Genomic DNA, 17,260 nt, shown 5'->3' with positions numbered 1-17,260 from the left:
CCGCATATGTGCGGGATTGTGCGTTGAAGTTTACATCCGGGTTTGCTAGACTGTAAGTAAGAATCGGATTTTCGGCGGAGCCTGTAAAATTTTGAGCTTGCGGTTTTTTTTCTGTGAAATCGTATGTCCTGGGTCCCAAAAACCGGCTCTTCGACACAGAAAGTGGAATTGCCTACAGAAGAGATGGCAAACTCCAAAAATCCACAAGCTACGTCAACGAACCAAAAAACCTGAGGATCCATAGAGGCGTGGCTCCTGGCAAGGGCCGGAAAACAAACAGCAGCCAAACCGCATGTGAGCAATGAACCGTGATGAGCATCAAACATATTCTGATCGTTGGAGTTGTGATCTTCATCCTGGCCGGAAGCGGCGCCGGCTGGTTCCTGTTTGAGCAGAGCGCAAAGCTTCGAAGCCTGAATCAGGATCCAGGCCGGGAATACTCGGGCCAGGTCAACGAGCAGCTCGTAACCCGGGCCGCCAACGGCACCTCCGGAAATGCCTCCCTTGAAGGGTCCGGGCAGACCTCGGACCCGGATACCCAGGATGCGGCCAACGCCACCGGGGCCCAGGAAGACAGGTCCTGGGTGGAGAAGAGCATCATTGCCCCGTATCTGGTCCAGGACGTGGCCCGGCTCCTGGTGGAACACTACCGTCCGGCGAATGCTTCCGGCGGGGGGGACACACAAGGCTCGCTCCAGATCAGCTTCAAGATCCTCAATGCCCGCTACGGGATCGACTTCCTGAATCTGCACGCTCCGGACAAAGGGGTCAAGCAGGCGAGGAGCCAGGTGCTGCAGTATGCCCTGCGTCCCGATGTCCTGGAGCGCATCTATGCCACCTATGCCCGGGATGTGCTCACGACCTTGGAGGCGGAAGCCGAGGATGCGGAAAAAACGGTGTACGGCCCTGATGGGCAGATGAAGCACATATCCTTGACCCCGGAGCAGATCGCAGAGATGCATTCCCTCTACGCCGCCTATTTTCGGGATGTGGGCCGGCTGATGGGGGTCCTCAGCAACAATCGAGCCTTGGCCGAAGATATTGAGACCTATCTGCAGGCCGAACAGGACGCGGTCCACGCCAGCTATCTGTTGAAAAAGGCCAGACAGGAGGGCAACGAGGGAGATCAGACAGCAAAGGAGCGCAGGACCCAGGCTGCCGATGCATACCGTCAGGCCCTGCGGCACAGGGAGCGGACCAAGGAGCGGATTCTGAACCGGATTCAGTCCCGGGCTCCGGAGCTGGATCTGCCCGTCGATGAGATCATGTATGTGGCCCAGTGGGTCCACCGGCGGCTGATGGAAGGCGAGCGGTCCGAGGCATTAGGGACGGCGTCTGCTCTGCTCCAGGATTTCGCTCGGCGGCTCCAGGACCGGTCGCGTTCAGTTCAGGCCGGAGCCTGAGCCGGGGTGACCATGCCGTGGAGCGAGGAAGCTATTCCTCAAACAGGTAGCCGTACTCCATGGAGATCTCATCCGTCCTGGCCACCAGGGTCTCCACCAGCTCATCCAGGGCGTTGGCCCGGATGATGCCCACCTGGTGATCCAGGTAGTTGCTGAGGACATCTTCGGCGTAGGAGTAGGTCCACACCAGGCTGTAGATGGAGCTCAGACCGGGCCGGCCCTGAAACTCTTCCTGGCTGGAAATGAAGAGCTTGATCTTTCGCTCTTTGTAGCCCGAGAGCCGGAACAGTTCAGACCCATTCAGCCGTTCCCGGAGCTGAAAGACCATTCTCCTGCCCAGGCTGTCCATGCCGTCATAGTTGACCATGATGGGTATCTTGCCTTCTTCGATTACTTTCTGGGGCACATCCTGGACATTCTTCACCCTCTGAACTTCCTGGGCAGTGGCATTGGGTTCCTGCTCCTGAGCCGCGGGCTGGCCGGGACATGCCAGCAGGAACAGGATCAGGACCACCAGCCGGGTTGGGCCGAAGATGGATTGGGTGTTCACAAAGATTCTCCTGTTGCAGTGTTTCCCCGGGGGGATCTGGCGGTGCAGGCCGCAGACGACCCTTTGCCCCGGGCGGTTCCGGGAGCCCCAAGCCCCCGCCCGTGGTCAGCACAGGCGGTACGGCGGTTTCCAGGGCCCGGTTGTCATTGCCCGGCCCCGAACCGCTGGTGCTGTTCCCAGGCGTAGGCGGTGCGGACGATGAACCTCAGGTCGTCGTATTCCGGGGTCCAGTTGAAGGCTTGGGCTATCTTGCCGGGGGCGGCCACCAGCTCTGCAGGGTCGCCCGGCCTGCGGCCGGCGGAGCGCACATTCAGCATGCATCCGCTCACGTCCTGGACAGCGGAGATAATATCCCGGACTGAAAAGCCGTGGCCGTAGCCGCAATTGAATATTTCCGAGGGGTTGCCCTGTTCCAGCCAGTTCAGGGCCAGGACATGGGCCCGGGCCAGGTCGGTGACATGGATATAGTCCCGCACTCCGGTCCCGTCCGGAGTCGGATAATCGGTGCCGAAAAGGTCCAGATTCTCTCTCTGCCCCAGGGCCGTCTGGCAGGCGACCTTGATCAAATGAGTGGCGTTCGGCGTGCTCTGTCCCAGGCGTCCATCCGGGTCGGCACCCGCGACATTGAAGTAGCGGAGGATGACGTGCTTGAATTCCGGGGTGGCCCTGGACACGTCCTGGAGAACCCATTCGCTCATCAGCTTGGATCTCCCGTACGGATTTATAGGAGCCACAGGGGCGTTTTCAGCGACCGGCAGGTTCTCCGGCAGGCCGTAGACGGCAGCCGTTGAGGAAAAGATGAAATGGGAAACGCCGGCTTCTGCGGCCAGGCGGATGAGCCAGGTGGTGTTGGAGGTGTTGTTCTGGTAGTACTTGAGGGGGTTGGAAACCGATTCCGGGACCACAATGCTGGCCGCAAAATGGACAACGGCAGTAAAGTCCTCGGACTGCAGGACGCTGCGCACATGGTCCACATCGGCCAAATCGCCCCGGATCAGCCTGGCCGGAGGCAAAACGGCCTCGGGGAACCCGGTGCTGAGATTGTCCAAGACCACCACTTCATAGCCGGCCTGCACAAGGCAGAGCACGGTATGGGAACCTATGTACCCGGCTCCGCCGGTAACCAGAACTTTAGCCATTTTCCCTCCACACAGCGAGCTGATCAGGGATTAAGGAAGCTGCTGCACGCACCCTGCTAGGCGACAGGCTTTTGTTGCCCAATGTTTTCAATGTATAAGCCAGATACTTTTGGCTCTTCGACACAGAAAGTGGAATTGCCTACAGAAGAGATGGCAAACCCTAAAAATCCACAGGCTACGTCGAAGACCCATACTTTTTCTATATCTGAAAACGCAGATTTGGCAAATTTTGGACACCCCCGCCCCCTGCCTCTGGGGGTCAGGGAAAGGCTTGCTTTTGCTATCCGGCTGTTTTATCGGTTGGTTAGAGCTGCGTTGAGAGTGATTGAAGTATGCGAGCATAGTGGTACACAGACAGTCTGGTTCTGTCAACGCTAGACAGAAGGGAGGAGCTATGGACAGAGAGACCCCTTCCGCCCGTTCCGGTCAGAGCACAGACCGGAGAAATGCCTTGTTTGTGCGCAAAATGGAAGACGCTGGCATGTCCAGGGCGGTCATAGACCTATTTTCCGGATACGTCGAACAGTTCCTGGCCTCCCAGTCCGTCGGCTTCATCCCGGAGTCTGAAATTGAACCGGTGCAGGAGTCGGATGTCAAGAAGCAGGATCAGCTCACAGGGGACGACGAGGAGGCCGGGACGTCGCACCTTGATCAGGCGGTGGCCATCAAGCTCAACGGAGGGCTGGGAACCAGCATGGGCATGCCCTATGCCAAATCCCTTCTGCCGGTGAAGTCCGGTCTTACCTTTCTGGACATCATCTGCAGGCAGACCGCGGCCGTGGATTCTACAGGGACCTCCGGTCCCGCCCTGGTCCTTATGGACAGCTTCACCACCCATGAGGATACCCAGGCCCATCTGCACAAGATGCACCTGTCAAAGACTCAGGAGCCGTGGTCCTTTGTCCAGCACACCTATCCCAAGATCCTGGCCGATACCCTGGAGCCGGCCCAGTGGCCGAGCCAGCCGGATCTGGAATGGAATCCACCGGGACACGGAGATCTCTACGCCGCACTGCATACATCCGGGATGCTGGACAGGCTGATCAAGGCCGGAAAACGGTACGCCCTGGTCTCCAATGCCGACAACCTGGGGGCGGTGCTCAACCCCTCCATCCTGGGATATTTCATCCGCAATGGGCTTGAATTCATGATGGAGGTGGCCCAGCGCTCCCCGGCGGACAAGAAGGGAGGGCATCTGGCCAAGCAGGACGACGGCCGACTGATCCTGCGGGAGATCGCCCAGTGCCCTGAGGAAGATGAGGCCGCATTTCAAGACATTACCCGTCACCGGTACTTCAACACCAACAGCATATGGCTTGACCTGCAGGCCCTTCAGTCCATGATAGCCAACCAGGGGCTGCCCCGTCTGCCCCTGATCGTCAATCCCAAGCACCTGGATCCCAGAGATGAGTCCTCTCCCCGGGTCTACCAGCTGGAAACGGCCATGGGAGCGGCCATTTCCTCTTTTACGCGCAGTGCCGCCCTGCATGTCGACCGCCGCCGGTTTGCTCCGGTGAAAAAAACCAATGACCTCCTGGCGGTTCGTTCGGACTGCTATGTGCTGAGCGAAACCTATCAGCTGCTGCCCAGTACCAAACGCAGCCTGCCGCCGATCGAGGTGGAGCTGGATCCGGAATACTTCAAGAAAGTGGACCAATACGAGACGAGATTTCCGCAGGGGGAACCGAGCTTGGTTGACTGCGAACGACTGATGATCAAAGGTGATGTCCTTTTCGAGGCCGACGTGGTCTGCAGAGGCGCGGTGGATCTAAAGAACCGGACCTCGATCCAGCAGCGTGTTGGACAAGGATCCGTCCTGGAGGGAGAAAAGGTCTGGGAGTAGCTGGTCCGGAGCGGAAAGGGAGAGACGTAAGATCAGCTGAATACGTCCGGATTTCCCGGCATGGAGTCAGGGCCTTGGACACGGGCAGCCGCAGGGTGGATGACACCCTGCGGCTGCCCGTGTCGTTCTGTCCGGCCGGCGCCGGCCCTGGAGAGCAGGTCACGGACCAGGCAAGGTCCGGATGTGAACTAAGGAGGATACATGAAGGACATAGGGTTCGAACTGGTGTGGCAGGCCCGGATACCCGAGATTCAGGGCCTGGCAAGGCTGTATCGCTACAGCCGAAATGGGGCTGAAGTGCTCGCGGTGGAAAACGACGATGAAAACAAGGTGGCGGGCATTGCCTTCCGGACCCCGCCCAAGGATTCCACCGGAGTGGCCCACATCCTGGAGCATTCCGTGCTCTGCGGATCGAGGAAATATCCGGTCAAGGAGCCTTTTGTCGAGCTGCTCAAGGGCTCGGTGCAGACCTTTTTAAATGCCATGACCTTTCCGGACAAAACCTGCTATCCAGTAGCCAGCCAGAACAGTCAGGATCTGCAGAACCTGCTGGATGTCTATCTGGATGCCGCCTTTTTCCCCCGGATCACCCCGGAGATCTTCGCCCAGGAGGGCTGGCACCTGGTCCAGGACGATCATGACCCGGAGCGGCTGCGCTACCGGGGGGTGGTGTACAACGAAATGAAGGGGGCCTACTCCTCTCCGGACAGCCTGCTGGCGGAGTACTCCCAGCAGTCCCTGTTCCCGAATACCGTATACGGCCTGGATTCCGGCGGACATCCGGAGTCCATCCCCGAGCTGACCTATGAGCGGTTTGTGGAGTTTCACCGCACCCACTACCATCCCTCCAACGCCCGGATGTTTATTTACGGCAACGACGATCCCAGGCCTTACCTGGCCCTGATGCACGAGTATCTGCAGCACTTTCCGGCCCTGAAGCCGGACTCGGAGATAGGTCTCCAGTCCCGTTTTGTCCAGCCCAGACGGGTGACCGCCTACTATCCCGCGGACCCGGAAAACGGGGCCAAATCCATGCTGACCATGAACTGGCTTCTGGAAGCAGCAACCGATATGGACGCCAACCTGCGGTCCCATATTCTGGAAGAGCTGCTCATCGGCATGCCGGCGTCCCCGCTGCGCAAGGCCCTCCTGGACTCCGGACTGGGAGAGGACCTGGCCGGGGTCGGGCTGGAGGCCGATCTGCGGCAGATGTTCTTTTCCACCGGCCTGAAGGGCATCAAGGCCGGAGACCAGGAGAAGGTGGAGGAGGTCATCCGCACCACCCTGCACTCATGCGCGGAGCAGGGGTTTGATCCCAAGACCGTCGAGGCGGCGGTGAACAGTGTGGAGTTCGAGCTGCGGGAAAACAACACCGGCTCCCTGCCCCGGGGACTTGTGCTCATGATCCGGGCCTTGAGCACCTGGCTGTATGACGCGGACCCCACGCTGTCCTGGTCCTTTGAACGGCCCCTGGATGCAATCAAGGCCGAGCTGCAGGCCGGAGAGCCGGTTTTTGAGCGGATGGTCCGGGACTATCTGCTGGACAACAGCCACCACAGCACCGTTCTCCTCTCCCCGGACCTGGACCAGGGGCGGGCCATTGAGAAACGGGAGGCCGAACGGCTGCGTGAGCTCAGTCTGGGCTTGAGCGCGGAAGAAAAACGGGCGATCCAGGCCGAGGCCGAGCGCCTGCAGGCCATGCAGCAGGAGCCGGACCCGGCCTCAGAGCTGGCCAGGATACCCAGGCTGACCGTCCAGGACCTGCCCTCCAGGGGGCCGGAGTATCCGAGCCGGGTAGAGGCGGAGGAACCTGGCCTGGTCCTGTATCACAACCTGTCCACCAACTCAGTGTTCTATCTGGATGTGGGCTTCGATCTGGGCCAGCTGGAGCAGAAGCACCTGGGGTACGTGCGCCTCTTCGGGCGGGCCCTGACCGAGATGGGTACCCTGGATGAGGACTACGTCAGCTTGAGCCAGCGGATTCAGGCCAGGACCGGCGGGATTGAGGCTCAACCCTTTGTCTCCGGCCATGAAACCAGGCCTGAGCCCTGCACCTGGCTGTTTCTCCGGGGCAAGGCCATGGCGGACAAGGTCCAGGATCTCATGGACATCCTCCAAGAGGTTTTGACCAGGACCCTGCTGGACAATCCGCAGCGCTTCAAGCAGCTGGTTCTGGAGGAAAAGGCCAGGATGGAGCAGATGCTCATTCCGGCAGGGCATCAGATGGTCAACATGCGGCTGCGGTCCAAGTACAGCCTGGCCGACTGGGTCGGCGAACATGTCTCCGGGATGAGCTATCTCCTCTTCCTCCGTTTTCTGGCCGACAAGGTTGAGAACAACTGGCACGGGGTAGAGAGCGATCTGCTCCATATGCACGGCGTGCTGATCAATGCCAGGAACATGGTCTTCAATGTCACTGCCGAGGAGCCGGTCTGGGACAAAGCCAGGCCCATGCTGGACCGGCTGATCCAGGATCTGCCCCAGGCCAGGCCGGAGCCCCGCAAGTGGCTGGCAAAGTGCCAGACCGGGGATGAAGGGGTGCGCATCCCGGCCCAGGTCAACTACGTGGGCAAGGCCGTGGATCTGTACAGTCTGGGATATGTATTCGATCCGTCCAGCCTGGTGGTGACCAGGTATCTGCGCATGAGCTGGCTGTGGGACAAGATCCGGGTCCAGGGCGGGGCATACGGGGCCTTCAGTCTGCTGGACCGGGTCAGCGGGGTCATGTCCTTTCTTTCCTACCGGGATCCGAACATCACCAAGACCCTGGAGGTCTACGACCAGACAGCAGACTATCTGATCCGGTCCGAGTTCAGCCGGGAAGAAGTGGAAAAGGCCATCATCGGGACCATCGGGGATATGGACGCCTACCGTCTGCCGGATGCCAAGGGGTTTACCGCCATGCTCCGTCATCTGACCGGGGAAACCGACGAGGCCCGGCAAAAGCGGAGAGAGGCGGTGCTGGCCACAACCGGTGAGGATTTCCGCACCTTTGGTCAATGGCTCCGCCAGCTGGCGGCCCAGGGGCATGTAGTGGTTCTGGGCGACGGATCAGCCTTGGATCAGGCGGTGAACTCAGGTCTGCAGCTGGATCACGTCTGGCAGGTCCTTTAGGAACAGAATATCGGCTCTTCGACCTTACCTGTGGATTTTGGAGCTTGCCGTCTCTTCTGTGTGCCCACTTTCGGCCCGGTATTTTCCAACTTCCTGTGACGAAGAGCCAGAACAGCCTGTACCCGGCGCAAGCGCCGGGTACAGGCTGGATATGGAAGGCGCTTTGCTATCCCTGGCGTTTGGCCCGCAGTCTGTTTCGCAACCATTGATACCAGTGCTGCAGGTTCTCCCCGGTCCGGGCGGAGACGGACAGGACCTGGAGATTGGGGTTGACCTTCTGCGCGCCTTGCCTGGCCTGCTCCAGGTCGAAGTCCAGATAGGGGATCAGATCCACCTTGTTCAGGACCATGAGCTGGGAACGGACGAACATGCTCGGATACTTCACCGGCTTGTCGTCTCCTTCCGGAACGCTGAGCAGGGTGATCTTGGCGTCTTCGCCCAGGTCGAAAGCGGCCGGACAGACCAGATTGCCCACGTTCTCGATAAACAGGATGTCCAGAGCCTCCAGGTCCAACTGTCCTATGGCCTCCTGGACCATGGAGCTGTCCAGGTGACAGGCCTGATCGGTATTGATCTGGACCACCGGGGCCCCGGTGGCAGCGATGCGCTGGGCGTCGTTCGTGGTTTGAACGTCGCCTTCAATGACCGCCATCCGCAGCTCGGGCCCCAGGTCGGAGAGGGTCCGCTCCAGCAGGGCTGTCTTCCCTGCCCCCGGAGAGCTCATCAGGTTCAGGGCCAGGACCCGCTGCCGGTCGAACAGGCCTTTGTTCTGTTCGGCCATATCCTCGTTGACTTCCAGAATTTTGCGCACAACCGGTATCTTCATGTCCTCTCGCTCGTTGGGTAGCTGATGGTGGGTGCGGCCTATTCCGCTTCAATATGCTCGATGTTCAGCTCCTGTCCGCACAGGATCCGGTGCCCGGCGTCCTGTCCACAGAAGGGGCAGGGGGCAAAGACGGCCAGAGAGCCGCAGTCCTCTTGCTCCGGGCAGAAGTCGTTTCCGCACTGCGCGCAGCGCAGGCGCAGGGGAACGATTTCCAGGTCCAGGCTGGCGTTGTCAAGCTCAGTCTGCCGGGTCATGGCCTGGAAGGCCATGTGCAGGGCGTCGGGGACCACGCCGCTTAACCGGCCGCAGACAACCTTGACCGCAGTCAGCCGGGTCAAGCCGTGGGTGTGCATTTCCTGGCGGACAATGTCCAGCATGCTTTGGACCAGGGACGCTTCGTGCATAGCAGGGCCGGGTATCGCACGGTCACTCGCAGGTGCCGGATCTGAGGTTTACTGGGCGCAATCCCCTACAGGACAAAGATCCCGTCTTCATAGATGGTCTGCCGCTCCCCGGAGCGCAGCTTGGCCTGGACCCTCTTGGGCTCGATGTTCACCAGGTCCCAGTGCAGGGCGGAGTCGTTGAAGCCGAGGCTGGACTTGATGCTGTCCGTCAGCTGTCCGGCCCCGGGAGCGTAGGTCTCGGCGTAGGATGCGCCAAGGGCGATGTGGCAGTTGCCGTGGTCGCCGCCGAAGTTCTCGTCGAACAAGGTATGGGCCATGAAGGTGTCGATGCGCGAGAATCTCTTGTCGGTCAGGGAGAACTCCCCGATCTTGTCCGCGTTCTGATCCAGCTGCAGCTGCTTGTGGACGAAGGCCTCCCCCTGCTCGGCTTGGGCCGAGACCACCCGGCCTTCCTTGAACTCCAGGCGCAGACCGGTGACCAGGTTCCCGTTGCGGTAGGTGGGCTGGTCCATGTAGTACACCCCCGAGGTCCCCCGCCAGTCCGGAGAGGTGAAGAGCTCAAAGCTGGGGATGTTGTGCCCGGACACGCCCACCCATTGCCGGTCTTGGCCGGGAGTGACGGTCAGGTCGCAATGAGCGGACTCCAGATGCAGCTCTTCTATGTCCAGGGAGTTGAGGGCGTTCTTGATCCCGCCGGCCTCTTCGAATATCTCCTGCCATTTGGCCGTCGGATCCGGATGATCCAGGTAGCAGGCCTGGATGATCTGATTCCAGTAGTCCTCCTGGGAAATGCCTGCATTGCGGGCCAGCTCGGGAGTGGCCAGCAGGCCCAGGGTCCATCCGAACAGCCCTTGATTTTCCCGCTGATCAAGGATGTCCCGCAGTCTCTTCCGGGCCAGGACAGAGGTCCCGATCCGCTCCGGGTCCACATCCTGGAGGTGGGTCAGGGATTCCGGGGCCAAAAGGGAGATGCACCCGTTGAGATGATGCATGAGCTCCTCTTCTCCAGGAGGAATGAAGGAGATCTGCCGGCTGTCGCCCTGGGCGAACAAGGCGTGCTCCATGGCCGGGGAGCCGGTCAGCCGGTGGACTGGATGCAGGTTCCGGGCGATAAGCTTTTCAAAGAGGATCTCGGCCAGGGGTCTGGCCGGGAAATCGTAGCGGATCAGGACGATGTCCTGGGGGGAAAAACCGGGCTTTCTGGCGGTGCGCATTCCCCAGAGCAGAACATCGGCGTACTTTTGGAGCTGGTCGGTGGTCAACATGAAGCAGGGCGTCCTTAGGCTTGTGGTTCCGGCCATTGGTCAAAGCGGACGATATCGTCTTCTTCCAGGTAGCTGCCGCTTTGAATTTCAATGATCTCTACCGGGATCTTGCCCGGATTGGTCAATTGGTGGACAGTGGCCTGCGGAATGTCCACGGTCTGATTCTCAGCGCAAAAGAGCTCCTGATCCATGAGCCGGACCTTGGCCGTGCCCTGGATGATTACCCAGTGCTCGCTGCGGTGATGGTGCATCTGGATGCTCATCTCTGCGCCGGGATGGAGTGAGATGCGCTTGATCTTGTGAAATCGCCCTTCCTCCAGCACCGTGTAGCTGCCCCAGGGGCGGTGGACGGTGACATGGGCCTCCACCAGATGGCTGCCTTCCTGCTTCAGGCTGGTGACCAGGTTCTTTACCGACTGGACCTGATCGATGGGGCAGACCAGGGTGGCGTCCCTGGTCTGGACCACGATGGTCCGGTCCATGCCGGTCACCGCCAGCTTTCCGCCCTGGGAGAAGAACAGGCTGTCCCGGCAGTCCTGGGCCAGGACATCCCCCCGGGATACGCACCCGGAGCTGTCCTTGGCCCCCAGCCGGTAGACCGCTTCCCAGTTGCCCAGGTCGTCCCAGCCGAAGTCGGAGGGCACGACGGCCTGCTTGTCCACCTTTTCCATGATCCCGTAGTCCACGGATTGGCTGGGCAGTCTGGAATAGGAGCGGGTCAAGGGCTGCTCCGCCCTGGTCTGCCACCACTGCCAGTAGTCGGGCTGCAGGTCCTGCAGGGCCTGGAGAAAGGCGGGCAGGGAAAAGACGAACATCCCGCTGTTCCAGAAGTAACCGCCTTGTTCCAGAAAGCTTTGGGCCGTGCTCAGATCGGGCTTCTCGATGAACCGCTGGACCTGGCAGCAGCCCTGACCCAGATCCCGCCCCCGGGCGATGTATCCGTAGCCGGTCTCCGGACTGGTCGGAGTAATCCCGAAGGTGACGAACCATTCCTGGGCGGCCAGGCCGCAGGCCTTGGCCATGCATTCCCCCCACTTCGCCTGGTTGTGGATCAAGTGATCTGAGGGCAAAACCGCCACCAAGGCCTGCTCGTCCTGCTCCTGGATGCGGTCCACCCCCAGGACGATGGCCGGCAGGGTGTTCCGGCCCACGGGCTCGCTGATGATCTGCTTCGACAGATCGGGATCCATGTCCTGGACCTGCTTGCTGACCTCAAAGACGTGCTCTTCGTTGGTTACGATCCAGATGCGCTGAGGGGGAAGGATATGCATGACCCGGGAGATGGTCTGCTGCAGAAGGGTCGCATCTCCATTCAGGCTCAAGAACTGCTTCGGAAGCTGGGTCCGGGACAGGGGCCACAGCCTGGTGCCTGAGCCGCCGGCCAGGATGATGGCCTGACAGCGGCTGTATCCGGTCCTGTCTGCTGCAGAGCGGGAAGAGTCGTCGGTCATGGGCTCTCTCCGGGGCCGGCCCGCAAATCGCGGTGCGCGGCGGATGGTTCAGGGCGGATGCCGGAGCTGAGGGTCATGATTTGAAAAAAAGGCCACTGGGGCGCGGGCGCCCCGGCGGCCTGTCAGTGTCCATGGCGGAGAGGGAGGGATTCGAACCCCCGGAGGGCGTCAACCCTCAGTAGTTTTCAAGACTACCGCCTTTAGCCACTCGGCCACCTCTCCGAAACCGAATCACGATAGCCAATCTGCCCGGGAGGTGTCAATCTTCAGGGCCTGGAGGCCGGATCACCGCAGATATCCCTGCTCCGAGAGGTAGAGCAGGACCTCCTGGACTGCCTCGGCCGGAGTGGCTTGGCTGGTATCAATGGTCAGGTCCGGGTTTGCGGGGGGGACATAGGGGTCGTCCACTCCGGTCACGCCCTGGATCAGACCCTGCCGGGCCTTGGCGTACAGTCCCTTGCGGTCCCGCTGTTCGCACACCTCCAGGGGAGTGTTCATGTAGATCTCGATGTAGCCCCCGTACTGGCTGATCAGCTCCCGGTTGTAACGACGGGATTCTTCGTAGGGGGCGATGGGGGCGCAGATGGCAATCCCCCGGTTCTTGGTGATCTCGCTGGCCACGTATCCGATGCGCCGGACATTGATCTCCCGGTCCTGTTTGGAAAAGGAGAGCTCGCTGGAGAGATGGGTGCGGACGATGTCCCCGTCCAGGAGGGTCACCGGCCGGTCCCGGAGCTCCATGAACTTGACGTACAGGATGCGGGCCAGGGTGGATTTCCCGGACCCGGAGAGTCCGGTCAGAAACACTGTGAAGCCCTGCTTGTGCCTGGGGGGATAGGTCTTCTTCAGCTCGGCGACGACCTCTGGATAGGAGAACCATTCCGGGACCGGGAGGTCGAACTCCAGCCTTCGCCGCAGCTCTACCGAGGAGATGCGCTTGGTGACCATGTCCGGGCCGACCTGGGCCTCGGGCAGGTACTGGGCCTTGTCCTCCACATAGACCATGGGCTCCAGGGGCACGGCCTGGATCCCTATCTCCCCGCTGTGCTCGGCCACCATCTCCTGGGCCTGCCCAGCGGGATAGAAGAGGTGCTCGTTGGTCTCGTGCACATAGGGGTCGGCCTGGTCCGGGGCCACGATGAAGTGCGTGCATCCGTAGTTCTTGCGGATAATGGCCTGAAGCAGGGCTTCCCTGGGACCGGCCTTGCGCGAGGCATAGGGCAGGAGTCCGAGCATGATCATGGTCTGGGGGAAGCGGCGGACAAAGGCCTGGTAGCAGCGGATCATGGTGAAGTGTTCCAGGTCCCGGGGCGACGGGCGTCCCACCTCGGGCTGGAGGAAGATGCTGGCCCCGGCCTGACGGGCGGCCCGGGTGATCATTTCCTTGTGCGCGCAGTGCAGCGGCTTCTCGGTGTGGAAGCCGATGACATTCCGCCAGCCCATTTGGGTGAACCGGCGGTGGGTCTCCGACGGAGGGAGGCGGAGCTCAGGAAAGTCAAAGTGCAGGGGGGGATGCAGACCCTCGATCTCTCCGCCGACATAATAGGGATGAACTCGGTGCAGGAGACTGTAGACCGAGGGGTGCCGGTTCTCGTCGTCGGTGCCGAAGATATGGGCAGCCTCCTTGCGCTTGTCCGGCTCCCAGATCTCCCTGACGTGCATGACCGCCAGGAGAAACCCTTCCCCGTCGCACAGCCCCAGGGCCTGACCAGGCTGGAGCCGGGCGGCGGTGTGTTCCGGAAGGTCCAAGCAGATGGGCATGGGCCATAGGGTCCCGTCCGGGAGGCGGCCGTGATCCACAACCGCGTTGTATTCCTCGGAGCGCATGAACCCGGTCAGGGGGTAGAAGGCCCGGTTGCACAGCAGCTCCAGGTCGCACACCTGACGCTCGTTCAGGGAGATGCTCGGGGAGTCGGCGACCTCCTTCTTCAAGTGCTCCACACGTCGGAAGTGGACGAGGAGGCTCTCGGAATAGGCGTTCATCGGCTCTTTCCTTGTGATTTTCGCTTCCGGACCGGGACCTTGCCGACCACCTTCCGGTAGTAGGCCTGTTCGGCTTCCAGGTTGATCGGAACCCTGCGCTGCATGTTCAGCTGGGTCACCAGGAGGTTCAGCTTCTGGACCTGACGGTAGCAGAGCTCTTCGTCCTCGCATCCCTCGAGCATCTCCCGGATGCTGGCGATTTCTCTGCGCTGCTCAACCTCCGGGGCCACGTAGCCGGCATTCTTCAGGATCCGGTAGGCCATCCGGGTCTCGGGAGGCAGGTGGGCATCATCGTCCAGCTCCAGAGGCTTGCCTTGCCCCGGCAGGTTGTCCAGCTCTCCCTGGTCCACGGCCTCGGCGATCCGCTGCTCGGCCAGGAGGTGGAAAGAGAACAGGGGATCAAACATCCGTGGTTTGCCTCCGGGTTGTTATCGCTACAGCTTTGGAAAAGAGCCAGGCTGGAGCCTGGCGATCAAAAGAATGCCAGTCACGCGCCTGCGCGTGACTGGCGGTCCCAGAAAGAATGCCCCAGGATGCACATCAATGATCGGTATAGGTATCGAAATCGTCTGTATGCTTCTTAGCGCAAGCGTGCCTGCGCCTTGGGGTTGTTATCCGTTCAGGTACCGGTCGATCCGGTCCAGGCCCTCGGCGATATTGTCCAGAGAGTTGGCATAGGAAAAGCGCAGGTAGCCTTCGCCGTTGGCTCCGAAGTCGACCCCCGGGGTGACCCCGACCTTGGCCTGCTGGAGGATGTCAAAGGCCAGCCGGTAGGAGTCGGAGGAGAAGTTCCGGGCATTGGCCAGGATGTAGAAGGCCCCGGTGGGCTCGGTGGTGATCCCGAACCCGATCTCCCGCAACCTGCGGATCATGAACCTGCGGCGCTGATCGTAGGTGCCGACCATATGCTCCACGTCCGGCGCCGCCTCCTTCAGGGCGGCCAGCCCGGCCCATTGGACGATGGACCCGGCGCAGATGTACAGGTTCTGGGCCAGCTTCTGGATCTCGCGGATGAAGCGCCTGGGGGCGATGAGATAGCCCAGCCGCCAGCCGGTCATGGCATAGAGCTTGGAGAAACCGTTGAGGACAAAGGCCTGGTCCGTGATCTCCAAAATCGACGGGGAGCGGCCGGTGTAGGTCAGCCCCTGGTAGATCTCGTCGGAGATGATGGCCGGCCCCATGCCGGCCAGGTCCTGCAGACGCTCTGTTCCCAGAACGGTTCCTGTGGGGTTGGCCGGGGAGTTGATCATGATCCCCCTGGTGTCCGGACGGAGGACCTTGGAGATATCTTCCCGGGTGTATTGAAAGCCGTTGTGCTCATACACCGGGACCGGGAGGGGAACTCCCCCGGCAAAGGAGATGAAGTTCGCGTAGCAGGCGTAGCCGGGATCGGAAATGATCACCGATTCCCGGTGTTCCAGGAGGGTGGCGAAGCACAGGAGCATGGCCGGGGAGGTGCCGGAGGTGACAATGACCTGATCCGGATCCACATGCCGTCCGGTGCGCTGCCAGGTCTCCTCGCAAATGGCTTCTCGCAGCTCCAGAAGCCCCAGGCTGTGGGTGTAGTGGGTCTCGCCGGTCTCAATGGCCCGGCAGGCTGCGTCCTTGATGCACTGGGGGGTATCGAAGTCCGGCTCTCCGATCTCCAGGTGCACGATGTGCTCCCCGTCCGCTTCCAGCTTTTTGGCCGCCTCCAGGACGTCCATGACCAGAAAAGGGGTGATATCCCGTGTTCGGCTGGATGGCTGCATGCTCTCCTCGTCCTTGTGCTTGTGCTCCTGGGCGGGCGTCTACTCCAGATCCCAGACCGGGCCCTGGGGCGTATCCTGAACCGAGACCCCGAGCTGGACCAGCTCGTCCCGGAGGGCGTCCGCCAGGGAGAAGTCCTTTGCTTTCCTGGCCTCCTGGCGCCTGGCGATCAGATCCTCAACCTGCCGGGGATCAACGCCGGCCCTGTCCGCCCTGGAGGCCCGCAGACTGTTCAGGAAGGTCTCGCTGTCCTGGTCGAAGAGACCCAGAACCGATCCCAGGCCGTCCAGGGCGGACAGGATGTCCCGGCAGACCCGGCCGGCATCCCCTGCCTTGCGCAGGGTCTTGTCTTCCAGGATGCGGTTGGCGGTTCGGATCAGTCCGAAGGCGCAGCCCAGGGCCGCGGCAGTGTTCAGGTCGTCCTCCAGGCTCTGCTGCCACTGCCCGGCCGCGGCCTGGACCTCTTCCGATATCCGGGCAGGCAGGTCCCGGCCCGTGTTCCCTTCCAGAGAGGGCAACGCGGATTCCAGGTTCTTCTTGGTCTGGTACACCCGCTTGAGGCCCTTTTCCGTCTCCTGCAGGCCCTCGAAGGAAAAGTCCAATGGACTCCGGTAGTGCTGGCTGAGCAGGAACAGGCGGAGGACCTCGGGCAGGAAGTGGGCGTAAATGTCCCGCAGGGTGACGAAGTTGCCCAAAGACTTGGACATCTTTTCGCTCTTGACCTGGACAAAGCCGTTGTGCATCCAGTAGCGGACGAAATCGCGGCCGGACGCGGCTATGCTCTGAGCCCGCTCGTTCTCATGATGGGGAAAGATGAGGTCCTGGCCTCCGCCGTGGATATCCAGGGGCAGATCCATGAACTTCTGGCTCATGGCTGTGCATTCTATATGCCAGCCCGGACGTCCCTCCCCCCAGGGGCTGGGCCAGGCCGGCTCGTCGGGCTTGGCCTGCTTCCACAGGGCGAAGTCCAGGGGGTCTTCCTTCTCCTGTCCCGGTTCGATTCTGGCCCCGGACTGGAGCTCCTCGATGTTCCGCCCTGAAAGGCTGCCGTAGCCGGGGAAGCTGCGGACCCGGAAGTAGACATCCCCGCCGGAAGTGGCATAGGCATGGCCCTTGTCGATCAGGGCGGCGATGACCTCCTGCATGTCCTGGATATGCTCTGTGGCCCGCGGCTCATGGTCAGCCCGGAGGATGTTCAGGCGATCCATGTCTTGATAAAAGGCCTGGATGTATTTTTCAGCCACGGCCTGGGAATCGATCCCTTCCTCCCGGGAGCGGTTGATGATCTTGTCGTCGACATCGGTGAAGTTGCGGACAAAGGTCACCTCATACCCGCAAAACCGCAGATAGCGGACAAGCACGTCAAAGACGACTGCCGCCCGGGCATGACCTATATGGCAGTAATCGTAGGCGGTGATCCCGCAGACATAGAGGGACACCTTGCCCTGCTCCTTGGGGATGAACTCCTCTTTGCTCCGGGTGATGGAATTGAAGATCTTCATTGAGCGTCCTCGTGTGCTGATAGAGTGTGCA

The 17,260-nt window shown here is 61.2% G+C and carries 13 protein-coding genes and 1 tRNA gene; 3 read left to right on the top strand and 11 right to left on the bottom strand.

Going from position 1 to position 17,260, the window contains the following annotated elements; all coding sequences use genetic code 11:
* Window positions 1-311: 311 nt before the first annotated feature.
* A complete protein-coding gene (locus N902_RS0100320; protein ID WP_027369291.1) occupies window positions 312-1,403 on the top strand; it encodes a hypothetical protein in 1,092 nt (363 codons plus the stop codon).
* Window positions 1,404-1,434: 31 nt separating this feature from the next.
* Here N902_RS0100320 and N902_RS15715 read toward each other — a convergent pair whose 3' ends face one another.
* Together N902_RS15715 and galE are read right to left on the bottom strand one after the other, a co-directional pair.
* On the bottom strand, window positions 1,435-1,953 hold the full coding sequence (locus tag N902_RS15715) for a hypothetical protein (protein WP_051564040.1): 519 nt from the start codon (window positions 1,951-1,953) through the stop codon (window positions 1,435-1,437).
* A 143-nt stretch (window positions 1,954-2,096) separates the two neighbouring features.
* Window positions 2,097-3,092 (bottom strand): UDP-glucose 4-epimerase GalE, encoded by a 996-nt coding sequence (gene galE, locus N902_RS0100310; RefSeq protein ID WP_027369290.1) that lies wholly within the window; start codon window positions 3,090-3,092, stop codon window positions 2,097-2,099.
* Window positions 3,093-3,486: 394 nt separating this feature from the next.
* On the opposite strand from galE, the gene N902_RS15710 reads away from it, so the two are divergent.
* Both N902_RS15710 and N902_RS0100300 read left to right on the top strand, forming a co-directional pair.
* Window positions 3,487-4,935: a UTP--glucose-1-phosphate uridylyltransferase gene (locus N902_RS15710; protein ID WP_034621091.1), complete on the top strand. Its 1,449-nt coding sequence runs from the start codon at window positions 3,487-3,489 to the stop codon at window positions 4,933-4,935.
* Between the two features lie 201 nt (window positions 4,936-5,136).
* A complete protein-coding gene (locus N902_RS0100300) occupies window positions 5,137-8,049 on the top strand; it encodes an insulinase family protein (RefSeq protein WP_027369289.1) in 2,913 nt (970 codons plus the stop codon).
* Between the two features lie 166 nt (window positions 8,050-8,215).
* Here the strand turns inward: N902_RS0100300 and hypB are convergent, their stop codons facing one another.
* The 9 genes from hypB to cysS form a co-directional block, all read right to left on the bottom strand.
* Window positions 8,216-8,875 carry a hydrogenase nickel incorporation protein HypB gene (hypB, locus tag N902_RS0100295; RefSeq protein WP_027369288.1) on the bottom strand — a complete coding sequence of 220 codons (660 nt, stop codon included), beginning with the start codon at window positions 8,873-8,875 and terminating at the stop codon, window positions 8,216-8,218.
* 38 nt (window positions 8,876-8,913) lie between these two features.
* The gene (locus tag N902_RS0100290) at window positions 8,914-9,279 is read right to left on the bottom strand and encodes a hydrogenase maturation nickel metallochaperone HypA/HybF (RefSeq protein WP_027369287.1); all 366 of its coding nucleotides are present in this window, start codon (window positions 9,277-9,279) and stop codon (window positions 8,914-8,916) included.
* A gap of 65 nt (window positions 9,280-9,344) precedes the next feature.
* Entirely contained in the window at window positions 9,345-10,544 is a 1,200-nt protein-coding gene (locus N902_RS0100285) for an aminopeptidase (RefSeq protein ID WP_027369286.1), read from the bottom strand.
* 14 nt (window positions 10,545-10,558) lie between these two features.
* Entirely contained in the window at window positions 10,559-11,995 is a 1,437-nt protein-coding gene (locus N902_RS0100280; protein WP_027369285.1) for a mannose-1-phosphate guanylyltransferase/mannose-6-phosphate isomerase, read from the bottom strand.
* A gap of 132 nt (window positions 11,996-12,127) precedes the next feature.
* A tRNA-Ser gene (locus tag N902_RS0100275) sits at window positions 12,128-12,217 on the bottom strand.
* A 63-nt stretch (window positions 12,218-12,280) separates the two neighbouring features.
* Window positions 12,281-13,978, bottom strand: a complete 1,698-nt coding sequence (locus N902_RS0100270; protein ID WP_027369284.1) for a bifunctional sulfate adenylyltransferase/adenylylsulfate kinase — start codon at window positions 13,976-13,978, stop codon at window positions 12,281-12,283.
* Window positions 13,975-14,385, bottom strand: a complete 411-nt coding sequence (locus tag N902_RS0100265; RefSeq protein ID WP_027369283.1) for a DnaJ family domain-containing protein — start codon at window positions 14,383-14,385, stop codon at window positions 13,975-13,977. The genes N902_RS0100270 and N902_RS0100265 overlap by 4 nt, the downstream gene beginning before the upstream one ends.
* Before the next feature lie 204 nt (window positions 14,386-14,589).
* Complete coding sequence (locus tag N902_RS0100260) at window positions 14,590-15,729, bottom strand: pyridoxal phosphate-dependent aminotransferase (RefSeq protein ID WP_027369282.1); 1,140 nt, start codon at window positions 15,727-15,729, stop codon at window positions 14,590-14,592.
* Between the two features lie 39 nt (window positions 15,730-15,768).
* Window positions 15,769-17,229, bottom strand: coding sequence for a cysteine--tRNA ligase (gene cysS / locus N902_RS0100255; protein WP_027369281.1), 1,461 nt, complete (start codon window positions 17,227-17,229; stop codon window positions 15,769-15,771).
* Window positions 17,230-17,260: the final 31 nt, after the last annotated feature.

The sequence above is a fragment of the Desulfovermiculus halophilus DSM 18834 genome, from assembly GCF_000620765.1.
GTDB lineage: Bacteria > Desulfobacterota > Desulfovibrionia > Desulfovibrionales > Desulfothermaceae > Desulfovermiculus > Desulfovermiculus halophilus.
This window is presented reverse-complemented; position numbering and strand designations above follow the sequence as displayed.

What these genes read in the sequence shown, in the direction of transcription:
- N902_RS0100320 (WP_027369291.1), top strand. Translation starts at nt 312, where the DNA reads ATGAGCATCAAACATATTCTGATCGTTGGAGTTGTGATCTTCATCCTG.
- galE (WP_027369290.1), bottom strand. Translation starts at nt 3,092, where the DNA reads ATGGCTAAAGTTCTGGTTACCGGCGGAGCCGGGTACATAGGTTCCCAT.
- N902_RS15710 (WP_034621091.1), top strand. Translation starts at nt 3,487, where the DNA reads ATGGACAGAGAGACCCCTTCCGCCCGTTCCGGTCAGAGCACAGACCGG.
- N902_RS0100300 (WP_027369289.1), top strand. Translation starts at nt 5,137, where the DNA reads ATGAAGGACATAGGGTTCGAACTGGTGTGGCAGGCCCGGATACCCGAG.
- hypB (WP_027369288.1), bottom strand. Translation starts at nt 8,875, where the DNA reads ATGAAGATACCGGTTGTGCGCAAAATTCTGGAAGTCAACGAGGATATG.
- N902_RS0100290 (WP_027369287.1), bottom strand. Translation starts at nt 9,279, where the DNA reads ATGCACGAAGCGTCCCTGGTCCAAAGCATGCTGGACATTGTCCGCCAG.
- N902_RS0100285 (WP_027369286.1), bottom strand. Translation starts at nt 10,544, where the DNA reads ATGTTGACCACCGACCAGCTCCAAAAGTACGCCGATGTTCTGCTCTGG.
- N902_RS0100280 (WP_027369285.1), bottom strand. Translation starts at nt 11,995, where the DNA reads ATGACCGACGACTCTTCCCGCTCTGCAGCAGACAGGACCGGATACAGC.
- N902_RS0100270 (WP_027369284.1), bottom strand. Translation starts at nt 13,978, where the DNA reads ATGAACGCCTATTCCGAGAGCCTCCTCGTCCACTTCCGACGTGTGGAG.
- N902_RS0100265 (WP_027369283.1), bottom strand. Translation starts at nt 14,385, where the DNA reads ATGTTTGATCCCCTGTTCTCTTTCCACCTCCTGGCCGAGCAGCGGATC.
- N902_RS0100260 (WP_027369282.1), bottom strand. Translation starts at nt 15,729, where the DNA reads ATGCAGCCATCCAGCCGAACACGGGATATCACCCCTTTTCTGGTCATG.
- cysS (WP_027369281.1), bottom strand. Translation starts at nt 17,229, where the DNA reads ATGAAGATCTTCAATTCCATCACCCGGAGCAAAGAGGAGTTCATCCCC.